This window comes from Paraburkholderia sp. BL18I3N2 (assembly GCF_003001875.1).
Classification (GTDB): Bacteria; Pseudomonadota; Gammaproteobacteria; order Burkholderiales; family Burkholderiaceae; genus Paraburkholderia; species Paraburkholderia phytofirmans.
Genome location: NZ_PVNC01000004.1, coordinates 255,083 through 275,557 on the forward strand (window position 1 = coordinate 255,083; position 20,475 = coordinate 275,557).

A 20,475-nucleotide genomic window follows, 5' to 3' on the forward strand; every position below is an offset into this window, starting at 1 on the left:
CTCTTCCAGACACGAGACGAGGTTCGCCATGAAGCGCATCACTGCAGTCATCAAACCGTTCAAACTCGACGAAGTGCGCGAGGCGCTCGCTGAAGTCGGCCTCACCGGGCTGACCGTGACCGAGGTCAAAGGCTTTGGCCGGCAAAAAGGCCATACCGAGCTCTATCGTGGTGCAGAGTATGTGGTCGACTTTCTGCCGAAAGTGAAGATCGAAGTGGTGGTGGCGGACAACCAGTGCGACCAGGTGATCGATGCGATCATCGGCGCGGCGCGCACGGGCAAGATCGGCGACGGCAAGATTTTCGTCGCCGACGTCGAGCGCGTGATCCGCATTCGTACTGGCGAAGAAAACGAAGCAGCGGTTTGACGCAGCTGAGTTCGTTGTCTTAAAGCAGGAATCGAGCGGCGGAATTTGCCAATGTAGTCAGCTGTACGACATCAGCCGTGAATGCACCGCGCCGGTGCGCTCAGGCAGTGGCAAAACCGCGCGCTCAAATAAAAAACGGTGCGATACCCTTTCGGACATCGCACCGATACGCGCCTCTCGCAGCAGCGTGAAAAAGATTCTCTTGAAGAACTCTTGATACACCCCGAAGGAAATTCCTTCGGGGGAACACCGTTCGATTAGAACGAGTGTTGAATACCTGCGTACACGCCAGTCTGGCTGTGACCGGGCAGCGGGTTGTCCGTGCTGGTTGCCGTACCTGCGTTGTTTGCATTCAGGCCATAGTTAGCCGTCTTGCTGTTTTGCGTCGTTGCGACCTGGATGTCCAGCAGCGTGCGCTTGGACAGGTTGTACGAGCCGCCGACCGTGTAGATCGTCGCGTTGCCTGCGCCATTGTTGCCGTTCACGTGGTAGACCGCTGCAATCAGCGCCGCTGCCGGCGTTGCTTGCCACGTCACACCGCCCCATTCGTGATCCAGAGTCGTCGGCTGGCCCGGCAGAACGTTCTGTGCACCTGCCGAACGGACAGCCTGGTAAGCAGCCTGAATCTTGAACTGGCCGAGGAACACGTTCACGAGAGCCGAGTATTCACGCGATGCCGCGAATACGCCGCTGCCGATGTTGCCCGGGTTGACCGTGCTTGCCGACGGGCCGTACAGCACGCCGTTAGCCGGGTTGCGGATTTCGTCGTACAGACCGCGGATCTGGAAGAGCGAGGTCGTGTAGGTGATCTGTGCGCCAGCTTCGCGACCTTGAGCGGTCGTGCCGTTGCCGTTCCAGCTCGTTGCGTTCGACAGCGCGTATTGGCCGTAGAAGTCAAAGCCGGCGATCTTCGGCGACTGGTACGCGAAGTTGTTGCTCGATTGCGGCCAGTTGCGGCCACGCACCAGCGACGCCGACGACCAGTTCGATTGACCGAACGGGTCGAAGTCCCACACGCCGTTCGAGATGTACAGCATGCGGCCCATCGTGAACGTACCGTATGCGTCGTTCGACAGGCCGACAGTTGCCCAACGATTGAAGAGACCGCCGCCGCCAGGGCCTGCACCCGTCATGGTGTTGAAGGAGCCTTCCAACTGGAACAGGACCTTGTTGCCGCCACCGATGTCCTCAACGCCCTTCAAGCCCCACAGGCTGGTACCCCAGTCGCCGCTTTCCGCGCGCCAACGGTTCGTGCTGCCCGTTGCCGAGCCAGCTGCGTTCGAGCCTTGCGGAACGCCCGTCATGTATTCGATACCGGCGTCAAGGCGGCCGTACAGCGTCACGCTGCTTTGGGCGTGCGCAACAACACCGGCTGTCATCAGCGCAGCGGCGAGCAAAGCTTTCTTCATCTTCTCCTCCATACCCTGTCAAAAAGTGAAACCCAGTACTGCGAATGGTGCTCGGCCGCGATTTGCGCCGAACAGAAATCGGTACCAGGGAGATTAGCGGGTGGATTGGGTCTCCTGCCGTGACGTGTAGCCTTGGGGCTATCTGGTCGTCATGCCGATCCCTCGCCGACCGGTTCTCCTCTGTGCTTTGAAGTGAAACTACTTTTAATGAACTTTGTTTTGCTACTTTGGTTACTAATTTATCAAAAATACCCTGAAATGGGAGAAGAAATTAGTACCTGCCTTGATCGATGTCTCCAAATTGCAATAACAATGTGCGCGACGACCTCTCGCAACCACTTCGAAAAACGCGGAAACCCTTATGCGACAAGGGAATCACGGATCGGCGCGGGCAACGTTAAGGATTGCCACTATTGACGCTTGAAATGCGGCAGAGTAGGGCGGATAAGCGGGGGCGGGCGGCTTGCGGGGAGCGGTTTTCGCGGCGAAAATCGCCGGAATGCACAGGTGAGCGAAACAAAAAAGGCGCTGGTAAGCGCCTTGTAATACTACTTTGACTACAACCCAAATAGCGGACTGCACCTAAGTGGCTATTTGAGGCTTCCGGAGAGGAACTGCTTGAGCCGGTCGCTCTTCGTGTTCCTGAAGACTTCGTCGGGGTGGCCTTCTTCTTCCACGCGGCCTTGGTGCAGAAACATCACGTGATTCGACACGTTGCGCGCGAAAGCCATTTCATGAGTGACGACGATCATCGTGCGGCCTTCTTCGGCGAGCGTCTGCATGACCTTGAGCACTTCGCCGACCAGTTCGGGGTCGAGCGCGGAAGTCGGTTCGTCGAACAGCATCACATCCGGATGCATGGCGAGCGCGCGTGCGATCGCCACCCGCTGCTGCTGCCCGCCCGACAGATGCGACGGATACTGTTTCTCCAGGCGCGGCGCGAGCCCGACCTTTTCCAGATATTCACGCGCGCGGTCTTCGGCTTCCTTACGCTTCAGACCCAGCACGTTGACCGGCGCCTCGATGATGTTCTCGAGCACGTTCATGTGCGACCACAGGTTGAAGTGCTGGAACACCATCGACAGCCTGGTGCGCACGCGCTGCAACTGCTTCGGGTCCGACACGCGCAGCGCGCCGTTCTTGCCGATCTGCGTGCGCACTTCTTCACCGTCGACGAAGATGCGTCCCGAGTTCGGCTGCTCGAGAAAGTTGATACAGCGAAGCATCGTGCTCTTGCCCGAACCGGACGAGCCGATCACGCTGATCACGTCGCCGGCGTTCGCCTTGAGCGACACGCCCTTGAGCACTTCGTTGTCGCCATACTGTTTGTGAAGCTCGTCGACGAAGAGCTTCTGCTTCTTGGTGGTCATCAGGATCCTTGGGCGTGCTTACTTGCTGAGGGCGCGGTGCCTCGGGTTACTTGCCTTGCGGCCGCAGGTAAGCGAGCCAGCGGCGCTCGGCGCGGCGGAACAGCCACACGAGCGCGAAAGAAATGCACAGATAGAGCAGGGCGGCGATGCCGAACGCGTTGAACGACTGATACGTCGCGGAGTTCACATCGCGCGCGATCTTGAGGATGTCCGGCACGGTCGCGGTGAACGCGACGGTGGTGGCGTGCAGCATCAGGATCACTTCATTGCTGTAGTAGGGCAATGCGCGGCGCAGGGCCGACGGCAGAATCACGCGCCGGTACAGCGTGAACGACGACATGCCGTACGCACGCGCCGCTTCGATCTCACCGTAAGGCGTCGCCTTGATCGCGCCGGCGAAAATCTCGGTGGTGTACGCGCAGGTGTTCAGCGTGAAAGCGAGCAGCGTGCAATGCATGCCGTCGCGGAAGAACGCATTGGTGAGTTCGTGATTGCGAATGATCTCCAGACTGTACAAGCCGGTGTAGCAGAGCAGTAGTTGCACATACAACGGCGTGCCGCGGAACACATACGTATATAGCCACACCAGCGTGGAGAGCCACTTCTTCTTCGACACGCGCGCCACCGCGAGCGGAATCGACAGGCAGAAGCCGAGCCCGATCGACACCACCAGCAGCCACAGCGTGATCACGACACCGGTGAGGCGGTAGCCGTCGGTGTAGAGATAATTGCGCCAGTATTCCTGAATGATCTCGATCATAGATCCGCCTTTCGTACGCCGGTCGAGTAACGCTTTTCGAGGTACATCAGCACGAAGTTGGACACTGTGGTGATGACGAGATAGATCGCCCCCGCGAACAGGGTGAAGAAGAAGAACCGCAACGTGCCCTTGCCCGCGTCCTGCGAAGCTTTGACCACGTCGGCGAGACCGATGATCGACACCAGTGCGGTGGCCTTCACCATCACCTGCCAGTTGTTGCCGATGCCGGGCAGCGCAAAGCGCATCATCTGCGGGAACATCACGCGCGAGAACACCTGCCAGCCGGTCATGCCGTACGCGGCGCCGGCTTCGAGCTGGCCGCGCGGCACCGCGAGGAACGCACCGCGGAAGGTCTCTGTGAAATACGCGCCGTAAATGAAGCCGAGCACCGCGACGCCGGCCACGAAGGGATCGATGTCGATCTGCTCCCAGCCGAGCAAGTCGGTCAGGTTGTTCAGCCAGATCTGGATGCTGTAGAACAGCAGCAGCATCAGCACCAGGTCGGGCACGCCGCGCACGAGTGTGGTGTAGACCGTGCCGACGCCGTAGGACAAACGGTTTTTCGACAGTTTCGCCGCCGCGCCGAGCAGGCCCAGCACGAAAGCGAACGCCAGCGACAACACCGCCAGTTTGACGGTTTGCCAGGTGCCGTTGAGGAGCAGCGGGCCGTAGCCTTGAAGGAACATAGGGGGTCCTTGACGATGTGTTTGCGACACACCGCGAAAGACGCGGCCAACTCTGCGCCGCGTTTGCCGCGAGCCCGGGCTCGCTGTGACCTGCGGCGCACAGCGCACCGCTGTGCAAATCATGACTGCATGGCCGTTGCCGGTCTTGCAGCGCGCTTTTCGACTCTTGTTGTAAAACTGCGGGTGAATCTACTGCCGACTGTATTACGAAGCCTCGCGAAAGCCCATGCGGGCGAGCCCCGAGTTTCGTGGGTGCTGCGTGTGTTTCCTCGATTCAGCGTCTGGACCCGATTGGCCGTCGCTATTCTAGGCGGTCAAAATTGTCGCGCCGCCCAGGGTTTCGGCTTCGGAGCGGGACGCGTCAATTCGATGCAGCGAGGCAGTCCGGCGCGGGTCTGAAACCGGCGGCCAACCCATCGCGGCCCGTCATGCCGGACGCGCCGGTGCGCCTTCGGCGCCCACGCGATCTCGAAAAGGGCGGTATTTTACCCGAACAGGGATGAGGCGCCAGTCCGGGACGCCAGCGGTGGCAAACTGACATGCGCGGGCGTTGTGCGAGCGCGACGTTGTCGAGTTCTTTCACCACGCTTGATTGCGCGGATTTATGAAACGATCCGGTGCACCCGCGCGGATTGTTTAGTGCAGGCCATGCCCATACATTCTCGGCATCGCTATTTACTCACCAGGAGTACTTCCATGTTCGAGATTCGCCGTTCCGAAGAACGCGGTCACGCCAACCACGGCTGGCTCGATTCGTATCACAGCTTCTCGTTTGCCGACTATCGCGATCCCCAGCACGTGCATTTCGGGCCGCTGCGGGTCATCAACGAAGACCGTATCGCTGGCGGCGAGGGCTTCGGCACGCACGGCCATCGCGACATGGAAATCGTCACGTATGTGCTCGAAGGCGCGCTGGCCCACCGCGACAGCATGGGCAACGGCTCGACGATCCGTCCCGGCGACGTGCAGCGCATGAGCGCCGGCACGGGTGTGCAGCACAGCGAGTTCAACGCGTCGCAGGACGAGTCCGCGCACCTGTTGCAGATCTGGGTCATTCCGCAACGCGCGGGCGACCAGCCGAGCTACGAGGAAAAACGCTTCGACGCCGCCGACAAGCGCGGCCGCCTCCGCGTGGTCGCCTCGCCCGACGGCCGCGACGGTTCGGTGACGATCCATGCGGACGCGTCGATTTACGCGGCACTGATCGACGGAGCGGAAACGGCGACGTTCGCGCTGCCCAAAGGACGGCTCGCGTATGTGCATGTGGCGCGCGGCGCGCTGACGGTGAACGGCGAAGCGCTCCGTGCAGGCGACGCCGCCAAGCTCAGCGACACGGATACCGTGACGCTTGAGAAGGGCGAGGATGCCGAAGTGCTGCTGTTCGATCTGGGGCAGCTCAACGGCTAAGCCGTCATCGCTCGGTCGCGCTTTCACCGAAGGAATAGTTGAAGTTGCAACGAGCACGCCTCACACGTGCATCACGGCAGTCCGCGCGCATCGTGTCGCGCCGTACTAAAAAAACGCCACAGAGGGCAAGCCTGCGTGGCGTTTTTGCATTCAGCAACACACACGGCCGCGCGAGCCGCGTGTGCTGCTACACCGAGCCGCTTACTGATTGGCTGCCGGTGCCGATGCCGCGCCCTTGCGATTCTCCCAGTGCTCGCGCATCTTTTCATGACGCGACTCCATCTTCGCAAAGCGCTGCTTGAGCGCCGTGCTGACGGTGGTCTTTTGCTGGTCGTTCAGGCCGTTGTAGAACTTGAGCCACGCATCCGAGGTTTGCTGACGCAGTTGTGCGTCTTTCTGTTCGACCTGCTGGTGCGCGGCCGCCATGGCGTTCAGATCCAGGATCGGCTGCTGCTGCGCGGCCTTGAACTGGTTCTTGATCTGCTCATGATTGGCGCGCATGGCTTCGTGGTTCTGCTTCATGGTGTCGAGCGCGGCTTGCCACTGCTTTTCCTGATCAGCGTTCAGCTTCAGCTGATCGTGCAGTTGCGTCAGTTCCTTCATGAAGTGGCCGTGCCAGCCGCCAGGGCCGCCGTGGTCGGCGGTGGGTTGTGCGGCATAGGCAGCGCCCGCGCCGATGGCGAGAGCAGTGGCGGCAACGGCGAGAACGCGCGAGATCTTTTTGGTAGACATGTGAGACTCCCTGTAATGGAATAGCCGACGATGCAACCGGTTAAGGTGAACGGCCTGCATTCGGTAAGACACAGCGTAGAGAACTGCGCAGTTCGCTGTGTTACGTGGCAGGATGCGGCTATTACGGGGGATTACGCACACCTTTCACCGTAACACCCGGTAACCCTTGGGGCCGGTTTGAAATCGAAATCCCTTCCTGCCGCGCGTTAAACTTCATCCCATGGCTACTCAAATACTTGTTGTCGACGACGACGTCGAATTGCGCGATCTGCTCCGCGACTATCTGGCCCGCCAGGGCATCGAGGTTTCGGTGCTGCACGACGCGGGCTCACTCGAGCGCAGGCTCGAACGCGAGCGCCCGGACCTGATCGTGCTCGACCTGATGATGCCGGGCGTCGACGGGCTCACCGCGCTGCGCAAGCTGCGCGCGGCGGGCGACGACATCCCCGTGATCATGCTCACGGCGCGGGCGGACGACGTCGACCGCATCGTCGGGCTGGAGCTCGGCGCGGACGACTACCTCGGCAAGCCGTTCAATCCGCGCGAGTTGCTGGCGCGCGTGCAGGCCGTGCTGCGCCGCCGCCGCACGCTGCCATCGGCGGCGGCGCCGGAACAGCGCGAGCCGTTCAACTTCGGACGCTTCACGCTGGACTTCCAGTCGCGCACGCTGCATCTGGAAGACAAGCCGCTCACGCTGTCGGGCAGCGAATTCGCGCTGCTGAAAATTTTCGTCAATCACCCCATGCGCACGCTCACGCGCGAGCGCCTGCTCGAACTGCTGCACGGCCCGGAATACGACGGCACCGACCGCGGCATCGACGTTCAGGTCTGGCGTCTGCGCCGCATTCTCGAAACCGACCCGTCCACGCCGCGCTTCATTCAAACGGTGCGCGGCCGCGGCTACGTGTTCGTGCCCGACGGCGAACAGCATGCGCCGGCCCATTGATTCGCTGTTCGGGCGGCTGGCGCTGCTAGTCGTCGCGGTGCTGCTGCTGTCGCATTTCGCGTGGTACGCGCTTATGCGCCTCGAGCGCAGTCAACTGCAAACGCGCTACGCGGTGGAAGAAGCCACTTTCCTCGTCGACGCGGTGCGTCAGCACGTCGCCCGAACGCCGGATCAGCCCTTGCCGTCGCGTGTCAAACTGGTCGATCCGGCGAGCCCGGAAGTGCCGCCGGAGATCGCGGACATGCCGCCGCCGCTCGAACGTTTCGTCGAAGACGCGCGCGACCGCATGCCGTCCGGCACGCAGGTGCGCATCGGCCAGCCGGGGCGCCCGCCCACGCTATGGGTGCGCGCGCCCTCCGACAAAAGCTGGATCGTCGTGCCGGTGCAGCCGTTGCGCACGCCACGCTCGCTCGACCGCACGGTGCTGTGGCTTGCCATCATCTTTTCGTTCGCGGTGATGGCGGCGCTGTTCGCCGCGTGGGCGTTGCAGCAGCCGTTGCGCTCGCTCGCCCAGGCGGTGGCGCGTTTCGGCCGCGGTCAGCCGGTGCCGCCGGTGCCGGAGCGCGGGCCGCGCGAGTTGCGTCAACTCACGCACGGCTTCAATCAGATGGTCCAGGAAGTGGCGCGCACGGAGAACGACCGCGCCGTGATGCTGGCGGGCGTGGCGCACGATCTGAAAACGCCGCTCGCGCGTTTGCGGCTGCGCGCCGAAATGATGGACGAAGTGAAGATGCGCGATGGCGTGGTGCGCGACGTCGATTCCATGACGCATATCGTCGAACAGTTTCTGGTATTCGCGCACGACGGCGCCGATCGCAGCGAAGCGGTCGAAGTGGACGCGCAGTGCGAGCGGATCGTGCGCAGCTATCGCGCGGTGGCCTCCGGTACACCCACCGTGCAGACCGAACTCAATGCGGGGCCGGCGTTCCTGTTGCCCGCCGCCACGCTCGACCGGATTCTGTCGAATCTGCTCGACAACGCGCATGCCTACGGCGCGCCGCCGGTCGTCGTGGCCACGGAGCGTACCGCGCAAGGCTTCACCTTGTCGGTGAGCGACAGCGGCAGCGGCATCGCGGCCCAGGATCTGATCAACGCCAGCCGGCCGTTCGTGCGGCTCGATCCCGCGCGCGGCGGCAACGGTCATAGCGGCCTCGGGCTCGCCATTGTCGAGCGGCTGGTGCGGCGTGCGGGTGGCGAGTGGGAGATCGGCAACCACGGCGGCCGTGGGTTGCGAGTCTTGATGAGCTTTTCGCTCGAAGCGTTGCCGCGGGTCGCGGCTGCCTCAGAGAGCGCTTGGGGTTGATAGGTAGAGGCGCGGCGCGGGCTTTGGCAACCTGTGCCGCGTCTTGAGATCCGAACGCAAAATCCGGAAGACGCGGCCGGCAGCCGGCGCGCTAGTCCGAAAACAACGTGTTCAGCGCATTCGCCGCGTCGCTATCCACCGTATTCCACGTCACCGTTTCGGCTTCGAAAATATAGTGCGTGGTGTATTTGCCGAGACGCGCCAGGATCTCTTCCTGAATCAGTTCCGGCGCGACGGCCAGTTTCAGATACCACGCGGTAGATGACAAACGCGTCTGGAACGCGCCGTATTCAGCCAGCAGATGGTCGAACGCGTCAGCATCCTGATCGCGGCAGACGATGACCAAATTTCCCTTCATGCGAATCTCCCGTTAAAGCGGTAGCGGCAACCTCGATATCAAGGTCGATGATACCTGCTTCGTCAGGGATGTCCGAGGGCGGCTCTTGCCCTGCGTCAGCTTGCGGACTGATTGCGCACCGCTTGCGCACTGCTTGAGACGCCGGTGTCCGACGTCTGCCGGATGCACTACCAGACGTTGGCCACCGTGCGGGCAGGTGGTGCGGTGTCGTCGGGCGGCAAGGCCTCGGTGCGGTCGCGGCCGCCCGATTTCGCCGCGTACAGCGCCATGTCGGCGCGGCTCATGATCCGCTCGGGCAGATCGTCGGGCGAGAGTTCGGTAATGCCGATGCTCACGCTCAAGCCCACCGACGGCGGCAACTTCGGCGAAGGTATGGCTTTCAGGCGCAGCCGCAAGCGTTCGACGACTTCGTGGCCGCCGGCGAGATCCGTGGCCGGCAGCAGCAGACCGAACTCTTCGCCGCCCAGGCGGCCGATCGCGTCGGCGCCGCGCAGTTCGGCGCGGCAGGTGTCGACGAAATGTTCGAGCGCGCGGTCGCCGGCGGCGTGGCCGAAGCGGTCGTTGATCTGCTTGAAGTGGTCGAGGTCGGCGATCGCCATGCACAACGGTTCGTTGCCCGCATGCGCGCGTTCGATCTCGTGGCGCAGCAGGTCGAGGAAGTAGCGCCGCGACAGCGCGCCGGTCAGGGCGTCGTGGCGCGCCTCGGCCGACAGCAGCGTGTTGGCGGATTGCAATTGTTCAGCGAGATCGCGCGTGGCGCGATGGTGGCGCCGCTCGCGCACATACGACACCGTGATCACCCACGCCAGCGCGACCGTGCCGGCCAGCGTCAGAAACACCAGCAAATGATCGCGCTTGTGATTGCGCAGCAGTTCCGGCCAGGCCACGAGCGGATCGATCAGATGCGCCGACAGTCCCGAGTTCAGGCCGCCGCGCGTCTGATAGAGCGACGGCACGGGCCGGTCGGACATGCCGAACAGTTGCCCGGCCACGGCGGACGGCACCCACGGCGCCTGTTCTCGTACTTGCGAGTCAACGCTGATATGGATGTCGGGAATCTGGTCGCGCAGATAGATGGTCTTGCGCTCGGCCGTCGTTAAGTGCGTGACGCGTGAGTTCGGCAGTGCGCGGCCTTCGAGCTCGCTGTTGTGCGCCATGATGATGACGCCGTTGTCGTCGGCGACGAAGGTGCCGGCGTGCGCGACCCAGTGGCGCAGCCGCGCGATGCCGACCTTGGCGACGACCACGCCGACCAGCAGGCCGTCCGCGTAAGCCGGCGCGGCAATGAAGATGCCGGGCTCGCCGCTCGAGCGGCCAACGCCATAGGCTTCGGAGAACGCACCGAGCAGCGCGTTCGTCAGATAGCCGCGCACGCGCATGTCGGTGCCGACGAAAGAGCGCTCGGCCGCGAGCGGATTGTTGACGGAGTTGCTCGAGGCGACGCAGACGCCGTTGGCGTTGACGAGCCAGATCTGGTCGAGCCCGGAGAAGCCTTGCGCATCGTGCAGGAAGTTGCTCACGGCGGTCATCTGCGCGTCTTTGAGCAAGGCGGCGCGCAGGACGGGTTCCGTCACTTCACTCTTCACGGCATAATTCTGGGATTGCACCAGAGCGCGCTGGACCACGTCCATTTCGGCCATGGTGGCGGGGATGGCGCGAGACATCGCAAGGTCGCTGGCGATCACCTCCGCCATGTTGTCCACGATCGAGGTGGACATTTGCCGCTGCGCACGCAGGGCTGCGTCCAGCTCTTGCTGTACCATCCGGTCCGCAACCATGCCGGCCACGAACCAGCAAACCAGGACGATCAGCATGAAGCTGACCGGCCCGGTTGCCTGGCGCAAGGTTGTCCTGTTCATCGACCCTCTGATCCGTCTGGCTGTGACATGCAACTAGCTCAATCGTGGCAGCGCGCTCGCGCAGTTTCACCGCTGTGGAAGCGGTCGGCAATACGCCGTCGCTGTGGCCCGGGATAATCCGATAACAGGCGTCGTCTCCTGATTTTAACCGTCATGGGGCCAGACGCCACCGTTATTGCGGGAATGCGAACTGCGTCCACCGCGCCCATCAGGTTCTTAACGGCAGCCCGGCCGGATTCTTGACGGTTGTTCGGGTTTGTCCGGTCAGTTCCTGGCCATCGCGGCAGCCGCCGCGAGGGTCGAAGATGCGGCCGGCGCGCCACGATAAAAGCTCGGCGCAAGCTCGGCGCATGCAGACCCAAGGGCGTTGAAAGTGGGTTCTCCGCTATTTATCGCTATTTGCCGCGAAAGGTTGTGCCTGAAACATAGGATGGTGTAGTGTCGTGCCGTCCAAAACAAGGAAAGCTCGCCAGCCCTTACGGGCGGCGCCTGCGGCGACAGGAGTCTGGCTTGACGGTTGCGGTCCTGGGCGCTTCGTCCACGACACATCCATCACCGGTTCACGTGTCTCCAACGCTAACGATTTACCGCGCCCACGCGTTTTGCCATGCCTGATTTCCGCTTTCCGGACCGATCTTCAGACCGCCGCGCCGAAGCCGCGGCCTCCTTGCTGTTCTTGAACGCCTGGTTCGACGGGGAGGGTATCTGATGGACTTCAGCTTCAATCTGAAGCGCACCGCCAATGCGTCGGCATGGCGGGTGCTGCCCAATCGTTGGGACTTCGTCGCCTTCCCGCTGATCATCTGTATGATCGCCATGGCGGCGATCGGCTTTCACGAGACCTTGGCGCCCATGTCGACGCTCAAGACTCAAGCCATCTCGCTCGATCCGGCGAACCTCCCTGAATATGCGATGCGCACCACGCTGCGCATGCTCGCGGCCATGGTCGCCTCGCTGATCTTCACGCTGGTGTATGGCACGCTCGCCGCCAAGAGCCGTCGTGCCGGCCTGGTGCTGGTGCCGATTCTCGACATCCTGCAGTCGGTGCCGGTGCTGGGCTACATTTCGTTTACGGTCACCTTTTTTTTAGCGCTGTTCCCGGGCCGCGTGCTCGGCGCCGAGCTCGCGGCGATCTTCGCGATCTTCACGAGCCAGGCGTGGAACATGACGTTCAGCTTCTATCAGTCGCTGCGCACGGTGCCGCGCGATCTGGACGAAGTCTCGCGCGGGTTTCACCTGACTTCATGGCAGCGCTTCTGGAAGCTGGAGGTCCCGTTCTCGATGCCGGGTCTCATCTGGAACATGATGATGTCGATGTCGGGCGGCTGGTTCTTCGTGGTCGCCTCCGAGGCGATCACGGTCGGCAACAGAACGATCATCCTGCCGGGCATCGGCGCCTATCTCGCGCAGGCAATCTCGGATAAGAACCTGCACGCGATCGGCTGGGTGATCCTCGCCATGACGGTCGTGATTCTCGCCTACGACCAGTTCCTGTTCCGCCCGCTCGTCGCGTGGGCCGACAAGTTCCGCATGGAAAACACCAGTTCGGGCGACGCGCCGGAATCGTGGCTGCTCGATCTGATTCGCCGCACCCGCCTGATCCACCGCTTGCTTGTGCCGCTCGGCTGGATGTTCGCCAAGGCCGCGCGCGTGCCGTTCCGGCTGCCGGCATTCCAGGGGCCGCGCTTCCAGATCCCGCAGATGCAGAAGAGTTCGCGCGTCGGCGATATGGTGTGGGCAACGCTGGTGCTGCTCGCGACCGTCTACGTGGTATATCGCGTCGTGATCTATGTGCGCACCGGCGTGTCGCTGGATGAAGTCTGGCACGTGTTCGTGCTCGGGCTGATCACGCTGCTGCGGGTGGTGGTGCTGATCGCGATCGCCTCCGTGATCTGGGTGCCGGTCGGCGTGCTGATCGGCTTGCGCCCGGCGCTTGCCGAGAAGATTCAGCCGCTCGCCCAGTTTCTCGCCGCGTTCCCGGCCAACCTGCTGTTCCCGGTGTTCGTGATCGCGATTGTGCGCTTCCATCTGAACCCGGACATCTGGCTGTCGCCGCTGATCGTGCTCGGCACGCAGTGGTATATCCTGTTCAACGTGATTGCCGGCGCGACGTCGTATCCGAACGACTATCGCGAGGCGGCCAAGAACTTCCACATCCGCGGCTGGCAATGGTGGCGCCAGGCGATTCTGCCGGGCATTTTCCCGTACTACGTCACGGGCGCGATCACTGCGTCGGGCGGCGCGTGGAATGCGAGCATCGTCGCGGAATTCGTGCAGTGGGGCGACACCAAGGTGGCCGCGCACGGATTGGGCGCCTATATCGCGCAGTCCACCGCCGCGGGCGACTATCCGAAGATCATCGTGGGCATTGCCGTGATGTCCCTGTTCGTGACCCTGTTCAACCGCCTGCTGTGGCGTCCGATGTACGCCTATGCCGAAGCCAAGCTCCGGCTCGATTGAAGAAATGAAGGCAAAACGCGATGCAAAATCCTAAAGCTGCTATGACCGCCGCGCCGATCCAGACCCCGCCGAAGCCGCCGCGCCTCGGCGAAGAGATCCTGCGCGTCAAGGACGTGTGCCGCGGGTTCAACAAGTCGCAGGGCGAACTGCTCGTCCTCGACGACGCGAACCTGTCGCTGCGCGAAGGCGAGATCGTCGGATTGCTGGGCCGTTCGGGCTCGGGCAAGTCGACGCTGTTGCGCATCATCGCCGGTCTGATCGAGCCGACCGACGGCGAAGTCACCTATATGGGCAAGCCGCTCAACGGCCCCGCCAAGGGTGTCGCGATGGTGTTCCAGACTTTCGCGCTGTTCCCGTGGCTGACCGTGCTGCAAAACGTGGAAGCGGGTCTCGAAGCGCAAGGCGTCGGCGCGAGCGAACGGCGCACGCGCGCGCTGGCGGCGATCGACCTGATCGGTCTGGACGGCTTCGAAAACGCTTACCCGCGCGAGCTGTCGGGCGGCATGCGCCAGCGCGTCGGCTTTGCGCGCGCGCTGGTGGTCGACCCCACGCTGCTGCTGATGGACGAGCCGTTCTCCGCGCTCGACGTGCTGACCGCCGAAACGCTGCGTACCGACCTGCTCGATCTGTGGACGCAAGGCCGTATGCCGATCAAGGCCGTGCTGATCGTCACGCACAACATCGAGGAAGCGGTCTTCATGTGCGACCGCATTCTGGTGTTGTCGTCGAACCCGGGGCGCGTGATTGCCGAGATCAAGGTGCCGTTCAAGCATCCGCGCAACCGCCTCGATCCGGCGTTCCGCAAGCTGGTGGACGACATCTACGCGAAGATGACCGCGCGTCAGACCGACGAAAAGACCAAGAAGGGCCTCGAGCTGCACAGCTGGTTGCCGCATGTGTCGACCAACCTGATGGCCGGTCTGATCGAAACGCTGGCCGCCGCGCCGTACCACGGTCGCGCGGACATGCCGGAAATCGCGCGCTCACTGCATCTGGAGGTCGACGATCTGTTCCCGGTCGCTGAAGTGCTGCAGCATCTCGGTTTCGCGGATATCCGCGAGGGCGACATTTTCCTGACGCCGCCGGCGCGTGTGTTCTCCGAGTTCGGCACTCAGGAACGCAAGATGATGTTCGCTGAACACCTGCTGCGTCACGTGCCGCTCGCCGCGCGAATCAAGAAGGTGCTCAACGAACGGCCGGGGCATCGCGCGCCGCGCGTGCGCTTCGAGCAGGAGCTGGAGGATTTTCTGTCGGACAGCGCCGCGGAAGAGACGCTCGACGCGGTCATCAACTGGGGCCGTTACGGCGAGATCTTCTCGTATAACGACCAAACCGAAATCTTCAGTCTGGAAGACGTGGAGTCTTAAGCGCGTGGGCGTTGTGCGTTTGTGTCGATCAAGACGCGCAAAGCCAGTTCAAAGCAAAAACGGCAGGGGCGACCCTGCCGTTTTTTCATTGCCGTGCAGTTATTGCAGACTGCCCCAGCGCGTGACGGCCGGTTCCGCGGACGCCCACTTCCAGCCCTTGTCCTGCTGACACGCGCTCGCCATATACCAGTCTTCATGCGCGTTCGGCCCGTCGCCGTCCTGCACCGAGAAGACGAATTCCTTGCAGAGCGCGAGGGCCGAACCGAAGGCGCGCGTCACGCGCACCTGGCCGTGGCCGTTCTCGATAGGCAACGTGTGCTTGACCGCCCACGGACGCGTCTCGCCGACCGGCATGGCGCCCGCCAACGCGGCGATCATGTTCTGCTGATCGGTGTGCATAACGCGCATGTAGCGGCCGACGGCCTCGTCGGTCGCGGCCTGCACGGCAATGCCGATGCCGATGCCGATAGCCGGATTGGATGTCACCAGCCCGGACGCGACGCCCGCTGCCGCCCCGCTCGCCGCGCCGACCGACGAGCAGCCGCTCGTGAGCACGCTTGCGCCGACGCAGAGCGCGCCGGCCAGCACGAGCCGCAGCCGGTTGCCGGACCAGGCAGCGAGGCGAGGGCGGCGCGCCGTGAGGGCAGCCGTGTGCGAACGCGCCGTCATTGCAACGCGCCCCAGCGTTCGGTGGCGGGTTCGGCCGACGCCCACTTCCAGTTGTCGCCGTCGCGGCAAATCGATGCCACGTAAAACGCGCTGCTTGCCGGCACGTTCTTGGTGGCCGCCTGATCGACTGAGAACACGATTTCCTTGCAGTCGAGCGCGCCCGCGCTGATCGTGCGGCTGACGGTGACGCGGCCATGCTCGTCGTCTTCGATCGGCATCGAATGGGTCACGCTCCATGGCGCGACTGCGCCGACGTCGAGCGGCCCGGCAATTTTAGCGATGCCGTCCTGCGTATTCGTGTGAACCACGCGCTCCGAATACTGCACGCCGGCGCGTGCCGCGGCCACTGCGCCGAGACCGATGCCGGTCGCGACGGCCGCGTTGCTGGTGACTTTCGACGCCAGCGCGGCGCCTGCGATACCGGCGCCGGCGGTGGCACCTTCCGAATAGAGCGAGCTACAGCCGCTCAGCGCCGACGAGATCGCCATAGCAAGAGCAACGAGCGCCGTTGCATTGGGACGTCCACGCCCGGCTGTTCGTTTTGCCCTTTCGGCCCACACCATACTTTTTTGCATTTCCCTGTCTCTGCTCCTGCAAGTGCCTTTCGTTCGTGCTCGAATACCGCCGCGCAAACGAGTAACACGCGTTCCCCACCTAGCAATGCGTGTGCCGCATTTTGCAGGATGCTATTTGTAATTGGCAGAGGGAAAATGCAAGCAATTGCAAAAGATGATGCGAGGCAAAGGGGTTTCTGTTGGGCAGAGTCCCATTTTGATTGGCGGTGCGAACGGATTCCGTTTGCGGTTCAAGGCTCAGGAAGCGGCTCCTTGCAGCGGGCGGTCAGCTGCTGAAGCCCGCATGCGCTCGATCATCGAGGCACACGAAGCAAGCACTCACGCCGCTCCACCCCACGAGTGCCGCAGCATGAGTTTATTGCTCGGGTTCGTCTTCGGCGCTTTCGTCGCCGTAAGCGCTCAAACGGTTGTACAAGGTTTTGAGACTCACGCCGAGTGCTTTGGCCGCGCGCCGTTTGTCGCCGCCGCAATATTTGAGCGTGCCGAGAATGATCTGCTTTTGCGCGTCGGCGAGCGGCGTGCCGATCCATACGCTCATCGCGTCGCCCTGCGTCATCGGCTTTTTCACGCGCGACGCGAGATGCGGATGCGGCAACTCCACGATCTTCTCCGCGAGAATGAACGCGCGATAGACCGCGTTCTTCAACTCGCGCACGTTGCCCGGCCATGACCAGGTGCGCAGCGTTTCGATCGAACGCTTGCTGAAACTTTTGCTCGTGCCTTCCTGCTGATTCAGCAGCGCGAGGAAGTGTTGCGCGAGCAGTTCGCGGTCGTTCTCGCGCTCGCGCAGCGGCGGCGCGCGCAGCGGAAAAACCGCGAGCCGGTACATGAGGTCTTCACGCAGGCCGTTTTCCTTGACCGCGATTGCGGGGTCGCGATTGGTTGCGGCAATCACGCGCACGTTGCCGCTGATCAGGTCATTGCCGCCGACGCGATAGAACGTGCCGGTTTCCAGCGCACGCAGCAGCTTGACCTGGCGCACCGGCGCCATTTCGGTAATTTCGTCGAGGAACAGCGTGCCGCCGTTCGCGTGTTCGAAGTAGCCGACGCGGCCCTGGACCGCGCCCGTGAAGCTGCCTTTCTCATGCCCAAACAGTTCGGCTTCGATGAGTTCATCGGGAATCGCGCCGCAATTCACGGCGACGAATGGTGCTCCCTTGCGGTTGCTTTGATCGTGAATCGTGCGGGCAATCAGCTCCTTGCCCGTGCCGGATTCGCCGATGATCAGCGCGGTCGCGTCAGTACCCGCGACGCGCTCGATCTGCTGGTACAGATCCAGCATCACCGGCGACGAGCCATACAGCAAGCCGTACGATTTGAGTCCCACGATGCCGTCCGCGACGCGCTGCTTCGCCATTGCCGAAGCATTGCCTCCGCCGGACACGGTGGGCGAGGCGAGGTCGATTGACGCCATAAACGGGGGTCCTGTGCAAATGAGTTTGTTGTTACGGCGCGCAGGCCTGAACGAGATTAACCAGCGAGCTCGCTATCTCTCAAAGGTTGATTTAACCACTTTGGCATCATTTTCGGCAAACGATCTGAGGGGTGAAAAAATACATTAGTGCACGGTCGGTCGAAAGTGCCTGGCTTGGTGTTTGCTTTCGGCCCGCGAGGCAAATTTACCGGGCACGGCGTTTGCAAAGCAGATCCGACACGCGTGTGCTTTTTCTCGCGATTGCATAGCATATGTTGCGCGGAGGCTGCGATCGCCATTCGCCAATTTGCAGCGTTATGCGCACTCGCCGGAACACGCACGCAACGCCGAACTCAGACCAGGAGTGAATGATGACTGACACAACGCAACAGCTTGCACTCGGCGGCCAGAAGATTGTCGAGGACCTGCGGGTGCTGCTGAAGGACTCGGAAGAAATGCTGCGCCTTGCCGCCAACGTGCCGGGCGAGGGCGTCGGCGTGCTGCGCGACAAACTCGGCACGCATGTCGAAACCCTGCAATCGGCGCTTGGCGATGCGCAGGAAAACGCGCAGCGGCGCTATCGGGCCGCCACCGTCAATACCGAACGATACGTGCGGCAGAACCCGTGGCGTTCGATAGGCATCGCCGCGGGCGTCGGCTTTGTGCTCGGCGTGCTGACCGCGCGCTGAGGCATCCCCATCTTAATCCGCTTCATGACGACAAGGAGTTCACGATGGCACGACCCAAAATCGGCATCTTCGGCGCACTGATGGCGCTCGGCGGCTTTCTGGCAGTGCGCTATGTGCAGCAGCGCAATCGCGCCGGGCAAGTCCCGGTAGCGCGCGAGTTGAGCCGTTGGGAAAACGAAGGCGGCACGGTCGCGGCCCCGTCTGGGCCGACGGCCAATCGGGCGACCACGGCGGGCGACACTAGCCCCAGCGCGCATGGCGCCAACGGCTCCGCTTACCCGAACGGTAACGGCGGCGCATGGCCATTTCCACGTAGTTGAGCAGCTTGTCTGCACTGCATCGCCGGCTCGCCGCAGTGACGGGCGGCGCCCGGTATGCCTTGCTAATTTGTCTCCGTAAAGCCTTATAATAGGTAAATAAACAACAATGACGGTTTGGGTGGGTGGGTTTTCCCTCACATTGTTGCAAGTTTGAATCAAGTCGTTGATTTGGCGCGTTGGGTCAGAGTTGGTGGGTGCTCACATTAGAGCCCGCCGGCAACGGCGAAACGCAGGTCGACGGCACGCATTTCAACATGCGCGTTTGCATGTTTTCCCATACCCACGCTTGCAGGCTTTCGAGACGCGATGCCACATGTACTGATTGTCGATGACGATGCCGGTACCCGCGAGGCACTTTCCGCCATCATCGGGGAAGACGGCCTGACCACCGCCACCGCGGGCGATTTGCGCGAAGCGCGCATTCAACTGGTCCGGCAGATGCCGGACGTCGTTTTTACGGACCTTAAGCTGCCGGACGGCAGCGGGGTCGACCTGTTCGAAGATCTGGATCCGCGCTCCGGCGTGGAAGTGATCGTGATTACCGGCCATGCCACGGTGGAGTCGGCCGTCAACGCGCTGAAGATGGGCGCCACCGACTATCTGGTGAAGCCGATCAACATGCAGCGCGTCAAGGCGATTCTCTCGCGGCTGCCGCGCGCCGGCGACCTGAAGGCGGAAATCGGCACGTTGCGCGGCGAGTTGCGCCGCATGGGCCGCTTCGGCCTGATGCTCGGCAATTCGCCGGCCATGCAGGAGGTCTACGACCAGATTGGCCGCGTCGCGCCCACGGCGGCCTCGGTCATGCTGGTGGGCGAGTCGGGCACCGGCAAGGAAGTCGCCGCGCAGACGCTGCACCAGCTCAGCTTGCGTCGCAAGCACGCGTTTCTTGCGGTGAATTGCGGCGCGATCTCGCCGAACCTGATCGAATCGGAAATGTTCGGCCACGAGCGCGGTTCGTTCACTGGCGCGGATCGTCAGCACAAGGGCTATTTCGAGCGCGCGAACGGCGGCACGCTGTTCCTCGACGAAATCACCGAGATGCCGATCGAGTTGCAGGTGAAGCTGCTGCGCGTGCTGGAAACAGGCATGTTCATGCGGGTCGGCACGACCAAGGAAATCGAAACGGACGTGCGTCTGATCGCGGCGACCAACCGCGATCCCGAGCAGGCCGTGCTGGAAGGCAAGCTGCGGCTCGACTTGTACCATCGCTTGAACGTGTTCCCGATCAGCCTGCCGCCGTTGCGCGAGCGGGGCAAGGACGTGGAGCTGCTGGCCCAGGCGTTCCTCGACGAACTCAACGAACGCCACAGCACGAAGAAGCATTTCCCCCCGGCCGTGAAGGACATGCTGATGTCCTATCCGTGGCCGGGCAATGTGCGCGAATTGAAGAACTACGTGCAGCGCGCGCACATCATGTCGGGTACGGACTCGGACAGCACGGCAACGGTGCCGCTGCAGATCACGCTGTCGAAGCCCGCGGCCGGCACGGCGATCACGATTCCATTCGGCACGTCGCTCGCCGAAGCGGACCGTCAGCTAATCCTGGCTACGCTCGAGCAGTGCGGCGGTGTGAAGACGCGGGCCGCCGAGATTCTCGGCATCAGCCTGAAGACGCTGTATAACCGCCTCGTCGAGTACGGCAACGACGCGCGTGACGATGGCGACGCCGCCGACGAATCGCGCGCACTGGGCGGCGCGGACGCTTAACGCCGCCCACGCCGCTGACAGAACAGACGCCATCCAGCCGGGGGCGCATCCGTAACGGCACAGGCCTTGCTGCGGTC

Annotated in this window: 20 protein-coding genes; 9 read left to right on the forward strand and 11 right to left on the reverse strand. The window is 62.8% G+C overall.

From position 1 onward, the window contains the following. Positions 1-28 precede the first annotated feature (28 nt). Positions 29-367, forward strand: coding sequence for a P-II family nitrogen regulator (gene glnK / locus B0G75_RS14215; protein WP_006048444.1), 339 nt, complete (start codon positions 29-31; stop codon positions 365-367). A gap of 57 nt (positions 368-424) precedes the next feature. Here glnK and B0G75_RS40645 read toward each other — a convergent pair whose 3' ends face one another. The 5 genes from B0G75_RS40645 to B0G75_RS14235 form a co-directional block, all read right to left on the reverse strand. Then, positions 425-589, reverse strand: a complete 165-nt coding sequence (locus B0G75_RS40645) for a hypothetical protein (RefSeq protein WP_181309263.1) — start codon at positions 587-589, stop codon at positions 425-427. Positions 590-624: 35 nt separating this feature from the next. Further along, the gene (locus B0G75_RS14220; RefSeq protein WP_106306245.1) at positions 625-1,776 is read right to left on the reverse strand and encodes a porin; all 1,152 of its coding nucleotides are present in this window, start codon (positions 1,774-1,776) and stop codon (positions 625-627) included. Positions 1,777-2,366: 590 nt separating this feature from the next. Continuing rightward, complete coding sequence (locus tag B0G75_RS14225; RefSeq protein WP_106280031.1) at positions 2,367-3,146, reverse strand: ABC transporter ATP-binding protein; 780 nt, start codon at positions 3,144-3,146, stop codon at positions 2,367-2,369. 46 nt (positions 3,147-3,192) lie between these two features. Further along, a complete protein-coding gene (locus B0G75_RS14230; protein WP_106306248.1) occupies positions 3,193-3,906 on the reverse strand; it encodes an ABC transporter permease in 714 nt (237 codons plus the stop codon). Next, positions 3,903-4,592, reverse strand: a complete 690-nt coding sequence (locus B0G75_RS14235; protein ID WP_106306251.1) for an ABC transporter permease — start codon at positions 4,590-4,592, stop codon at positions 3,903-3,905. Before B0G75_RS14235 ends, B0G75_RS14230 begins: the two co-directional genes overlap by 4 nt. A gap of 696 nt (positions 4,593-5,288) precedes the next feature. Here B0G75_RS14235 and B0G75_RS14240 point away from each other — a divergent pair. Next, entirely contained in the window at positions 5,289-5,999 is a 711-nt protein-coding gene (locus B0G75_RS14240; protein ID WP_106306254.1) for a pirin family protein, read from the forward strand. 201 nt (positions 6,000-6,200) lie between these two features. Here the strand turns inward: B0G75_RS14240 and B0G75_RS14245 are convergent, their stop codons facing one another. After that, entirely contained in the window at positions 6,201-6,731 is a 531-nt protein-coding gene (locus B0G75_RS14245) for a periplasmic heavy metal sensor (RefSeq protein ID WP_106306257.1), read from the reverse strand. Between the two features lie 220 nt (positions 6,732-6,951). On the opposite strand from B0G75_RS14245, the gene B0G75_RS14250 reads away from it, so the two are divergent. Both B0G75_RS14250 and B0G75_RS14255 read left to right on the forward strand, forming a co-directional pair. Beyond that, complete coding sequence (locus tag B0G75_RS14250) at positions 6,952-7,677, forward strand: response regulator (protein ID WP_106306260.1); 726 nt, start codon at positions 6,952-6,954, stop codon at positions 7,675-7,677. Then, the gene (locus tag B0G75_RS14255) at positions 7,661-8,980 is read left to right on the forward strand and encodes an ATP-binding protein (protein WP_106306263.1); all 1,320 of its coding nucleotides are present in this window, start codon (positions 7,661-7,663) and stop codon (positions 8,978-8,980) included. The genes B0G75_RS14250 and B0G75_RS14255 overlap by 17 nt, the downstream gene beginning before the upstream one ends. Positions 8,981-9,071: 91 nt before the next feature. Here the strand turns inward: B0G75_RS14255 and B0G75_RS14260 are convergent, their stop codons facing one another. Beyond that, the gene (locus B0G75_RS14260) at positions 9,072-9,338 is read right to left on the reverse strand and encodes a hypothetical protein (protein WP_074763386.1); all 267 of its coding nucleotides are present in this window, start codon (positions 9,336-9,338) and stop codon (positions 9,072-9,074) included. Between the two features lie 167 nt (positions 9,339-9,505). Further along, positions 9,506-11,197, reverse strand: a complete 1,692-nt coding sequence (locus B0G75_RS14265) for a sensor domain-containing diguanylate cyclase (RefSeq protein ID WP_106306266.1) — start codon at positions 11,195-11,197, stop codon at positions 9,506-9,508. 708 nt (positions 11,198-11,905) lie between these two features. Here B0G75_RS14265 and B0G75_RS14270 point away from each other — a divergent pair. Continuing rightward, entirely contained in the window at positions 11,906-13,657 is a 1,752-nt protein-coding gene (locus B0G75_RS14270) for an ABC transporter permease subunit (protein ID WP_106306269.1), read from the forward strand. A 20-nt stretch (positions 13,658-13,677) separates the two neighbouring features. Beyond that, positions 13,678-15,024: an AAA-associated domain-containing protein gene (locus tag B0G75_RS14275; RefSeq protein WP_106306272.1), complete on the forward strand. Its 1,347-nt coding sequence runs from the start codon at positions 13,678-13,680 to the stop codon at positions 15,022-15,024. Between the two features lie 99 nt (positions 15,025-15,123). On the opposite strand, the gene B0G75_RS14280 is transcribed toward B0G75_RS14275, so the two are convergent. The 3 genes from B0G75_RS14280 to B0G75_RS14290 all read right to left on the reverse strand — a co-directional run bounded on the left by B0G75_RS14280 (position 15,124) and on the right by B0G75_RS14290 (position 17,682). Beyond that, positions 15,124-15,693 carry a hypothetical protein gene (locus B0G75_RS14280; protein ID WP_106306275.1) on the reverse strand — a complete coding sequence of 190 codons (570 nt, stop codon included), beginning with the start codon at positions 15,691-15,693 and terminating at the stop codon, positions 15,124-15,126. Beyond that, positions 15,690-16,268 (reverse strand): hypothetical protein, encoded by a 579-nt coding sequence (locus B0G75_RS14285; RefSeq protein WP_106306278.1) that lies wholly within the window; start codon positions 16,266-16,268, stop codon positions 15,690-15,692. Before B0G75_RS14285 ends, B0G75_RS14280 begins: the two co-directional genes overlap by 4 nt. A 355-nt stretch (positions 16,269-16,623) precedes the next feature. After that, on the reverse strand, positions 16,624-17,682 hold the full coding sequence (locus B0G75_RS14290; RefSeq protein WP_106306281.1) for a sigma-54-dependent Fis family transcriptional regulator: 1,059 nt from the start codon (positions 17,680-17,682) through the stop codon (positions 16,624-16,626). A gap of 371 nt (positions 17,683-18,053) precedes the next feature. Here B0G75_RS14290 and B0G75_RS14295 point away from each other — a divergent pair, with 371 nt between their 5' ends. From B0G75_RS14295 to B0G75_RS14305, 3 genes are all read left to right on the forward strand, one after another. After that, positions 18,054-18,371, forward strand: coding sequence for a YqjD family protein (locus B0G75_RS14295; RefSeq protein WP_106306284.1), 318 nt, complete (start codon positions 18,054-18,056; stop codon positions 18,369-18,371). 44 nt (positions 18,372-18,415) lie between these two features. Next, on the forward strand, positions 18,416-18,691 hold the full coding sequence (locus B0G75_RS14300; protein ID WP_106306287.1) for a hypothetical protein: 276 nt from the start codon (positions 18,416-18,418) through the stop codon (positions 18,689-18,691). A 306-nt stretch (positions 18,692-18,997) separates the two neighbouring features. Continuing rightward, positions 18,998-20,398 (forward strand): sigma-54 dependent transcriptional regulator, encoded by a 1,401-nt coding sequence (locus tag B0G75_RS14305; protein ID WP_106306290.1) that lies wholly within the window; start codon positions 18,998-19,000, stop codon positions 20,396-20,398. Positions 20,399-20,475: the final 77 nt, after the last annotated feature.

Coding starts and splice junctions, on each gene's coding strand:
- B0G75_RS14265 (WP_106306266.1), bottom strand. CDS start 11,197: ATGAACAGGACAACCTTGCGCCAGGCAACCGGGCCGGTCAGCTTCATG.
- B0G75_RS14225 (WP_106280031.1), bottom strand. CDS start 3,146: ATGACCACCAAGAAGCAGAAGCTCTTCGTCGACGAGCTTCACAAACAG.
- B0G75_RS14290 (WP_106306281.1), bottom strand. CDS start 17,682: ATGGCGTCAATCGACCTCGCCTCGCCCACCGTGTCCGGCGGAGGCAAT.
- B0G75_RS14255 (WP_106306263.1), top strand. CDS start 7,661: ATGCGCCGGCCCATTGATTCGCTGTTCGGGCGGCTGGCGCTGCTAGTC.
- B0G75_RS14270 (WP_106306269.1), top strand. CDS start 11,906: ATGGACTTCAGCTTCAATCTGAAGCGCACCGCCAATGCGTCGGCATGG.
- B0G75_RS14280 (WP_106306275.1), bottom strand. CDS start 15,693: ATGACGGCGCGTTCGCACACGGCTGCCCTCACGGCGCGCCGCCCTCGC.
- B0G75_RS14220 (WP_106306245.1), bottom strand. CDS start 1,776: ATGAAGAAAGCTTTGCTCGCCGCTGCGCTGATGACAGCCGGTGTTGTT.
- B0G75_RS14240 (WP_106306254.1), top strand. CDS start 5,289: ATGTTCGAGATTCGCCGTTCCGAAGAACGCGGTCACGCCAACCACGGC.
- B0G75_RS14230 (WP_106306248.1), bottom strand. CDS start 3,906: ATGATCGAGATCATTCAGGAATACTGGCGCAATTATCTCTACACCGAC.
- B0G75_RS14260 (WP_074763386.1), bottom strand. CDS start 9,338: ATGAAGGGAAATTTGGTCATCGTCTGCCGCGATCAGGATGCTGACGCG.
- B0G75_RS14235 (WP_106306251.1), bottom strand. CDS start 4,592: ATGTTCCTTCAAGGCTACGGCCCGCTGCTCCTCAACGGCACCTGGCAA.
- B0G75_RS14305 (WP_106306290.1), top strand. CDS start 18,998: ATGCCACATGTACTGATTGTCGATGACGATGCCGGTACCCGCGAGGCA.
- B0G75_RS14295 (WP_106306284.1), top strand. CDS start 18,054: ATGACTGACACAACGCAACAGCTTGCACTCGGCGGCCAGAAGATTGTC.
- B0G75_RS14285 (WP_106306278.1), bottom strand. CDS start 16,268: ATGCAAAAAAGTATGGTGTGGGCCGAAAGGGCAAAACGAACAGCCGGG.
- B0G75_RS14275 (WP_106306272.1), top strand. CDS start 13,678: ATGCAAAATCCTAAAGCTGCTATGACCGCCGCGCCGATCCAGACCCCG.
- B0G75_RS14300 (WP_106306287.1), top strand. CDS start 18,416: ATGGCACGACCCAAAATCGGCATCTTCGGCGCACTGATGGCGCTCGGC.
- B0G75_RS14245 (WP_106306257.1), bottom strand. CDS start 6,731: ATGTCTACCAAAAAGATCTCGCGCGTTCTCGCCGTTGCCGCCACTGCT.
- glnK (WP_006048444.1), top strand. CDS start 29: ATGAAGCGCATCACTGCAGTCATCAAACCGTTCAAACTCGACGAAGTG.
- B0G75_RS14250 (WP_106306260.1), top strand. CDS start 6,952: ATGGCTACTCAAATACTTGTTGTCGACGACGACGTCGAATTGCGCGAT.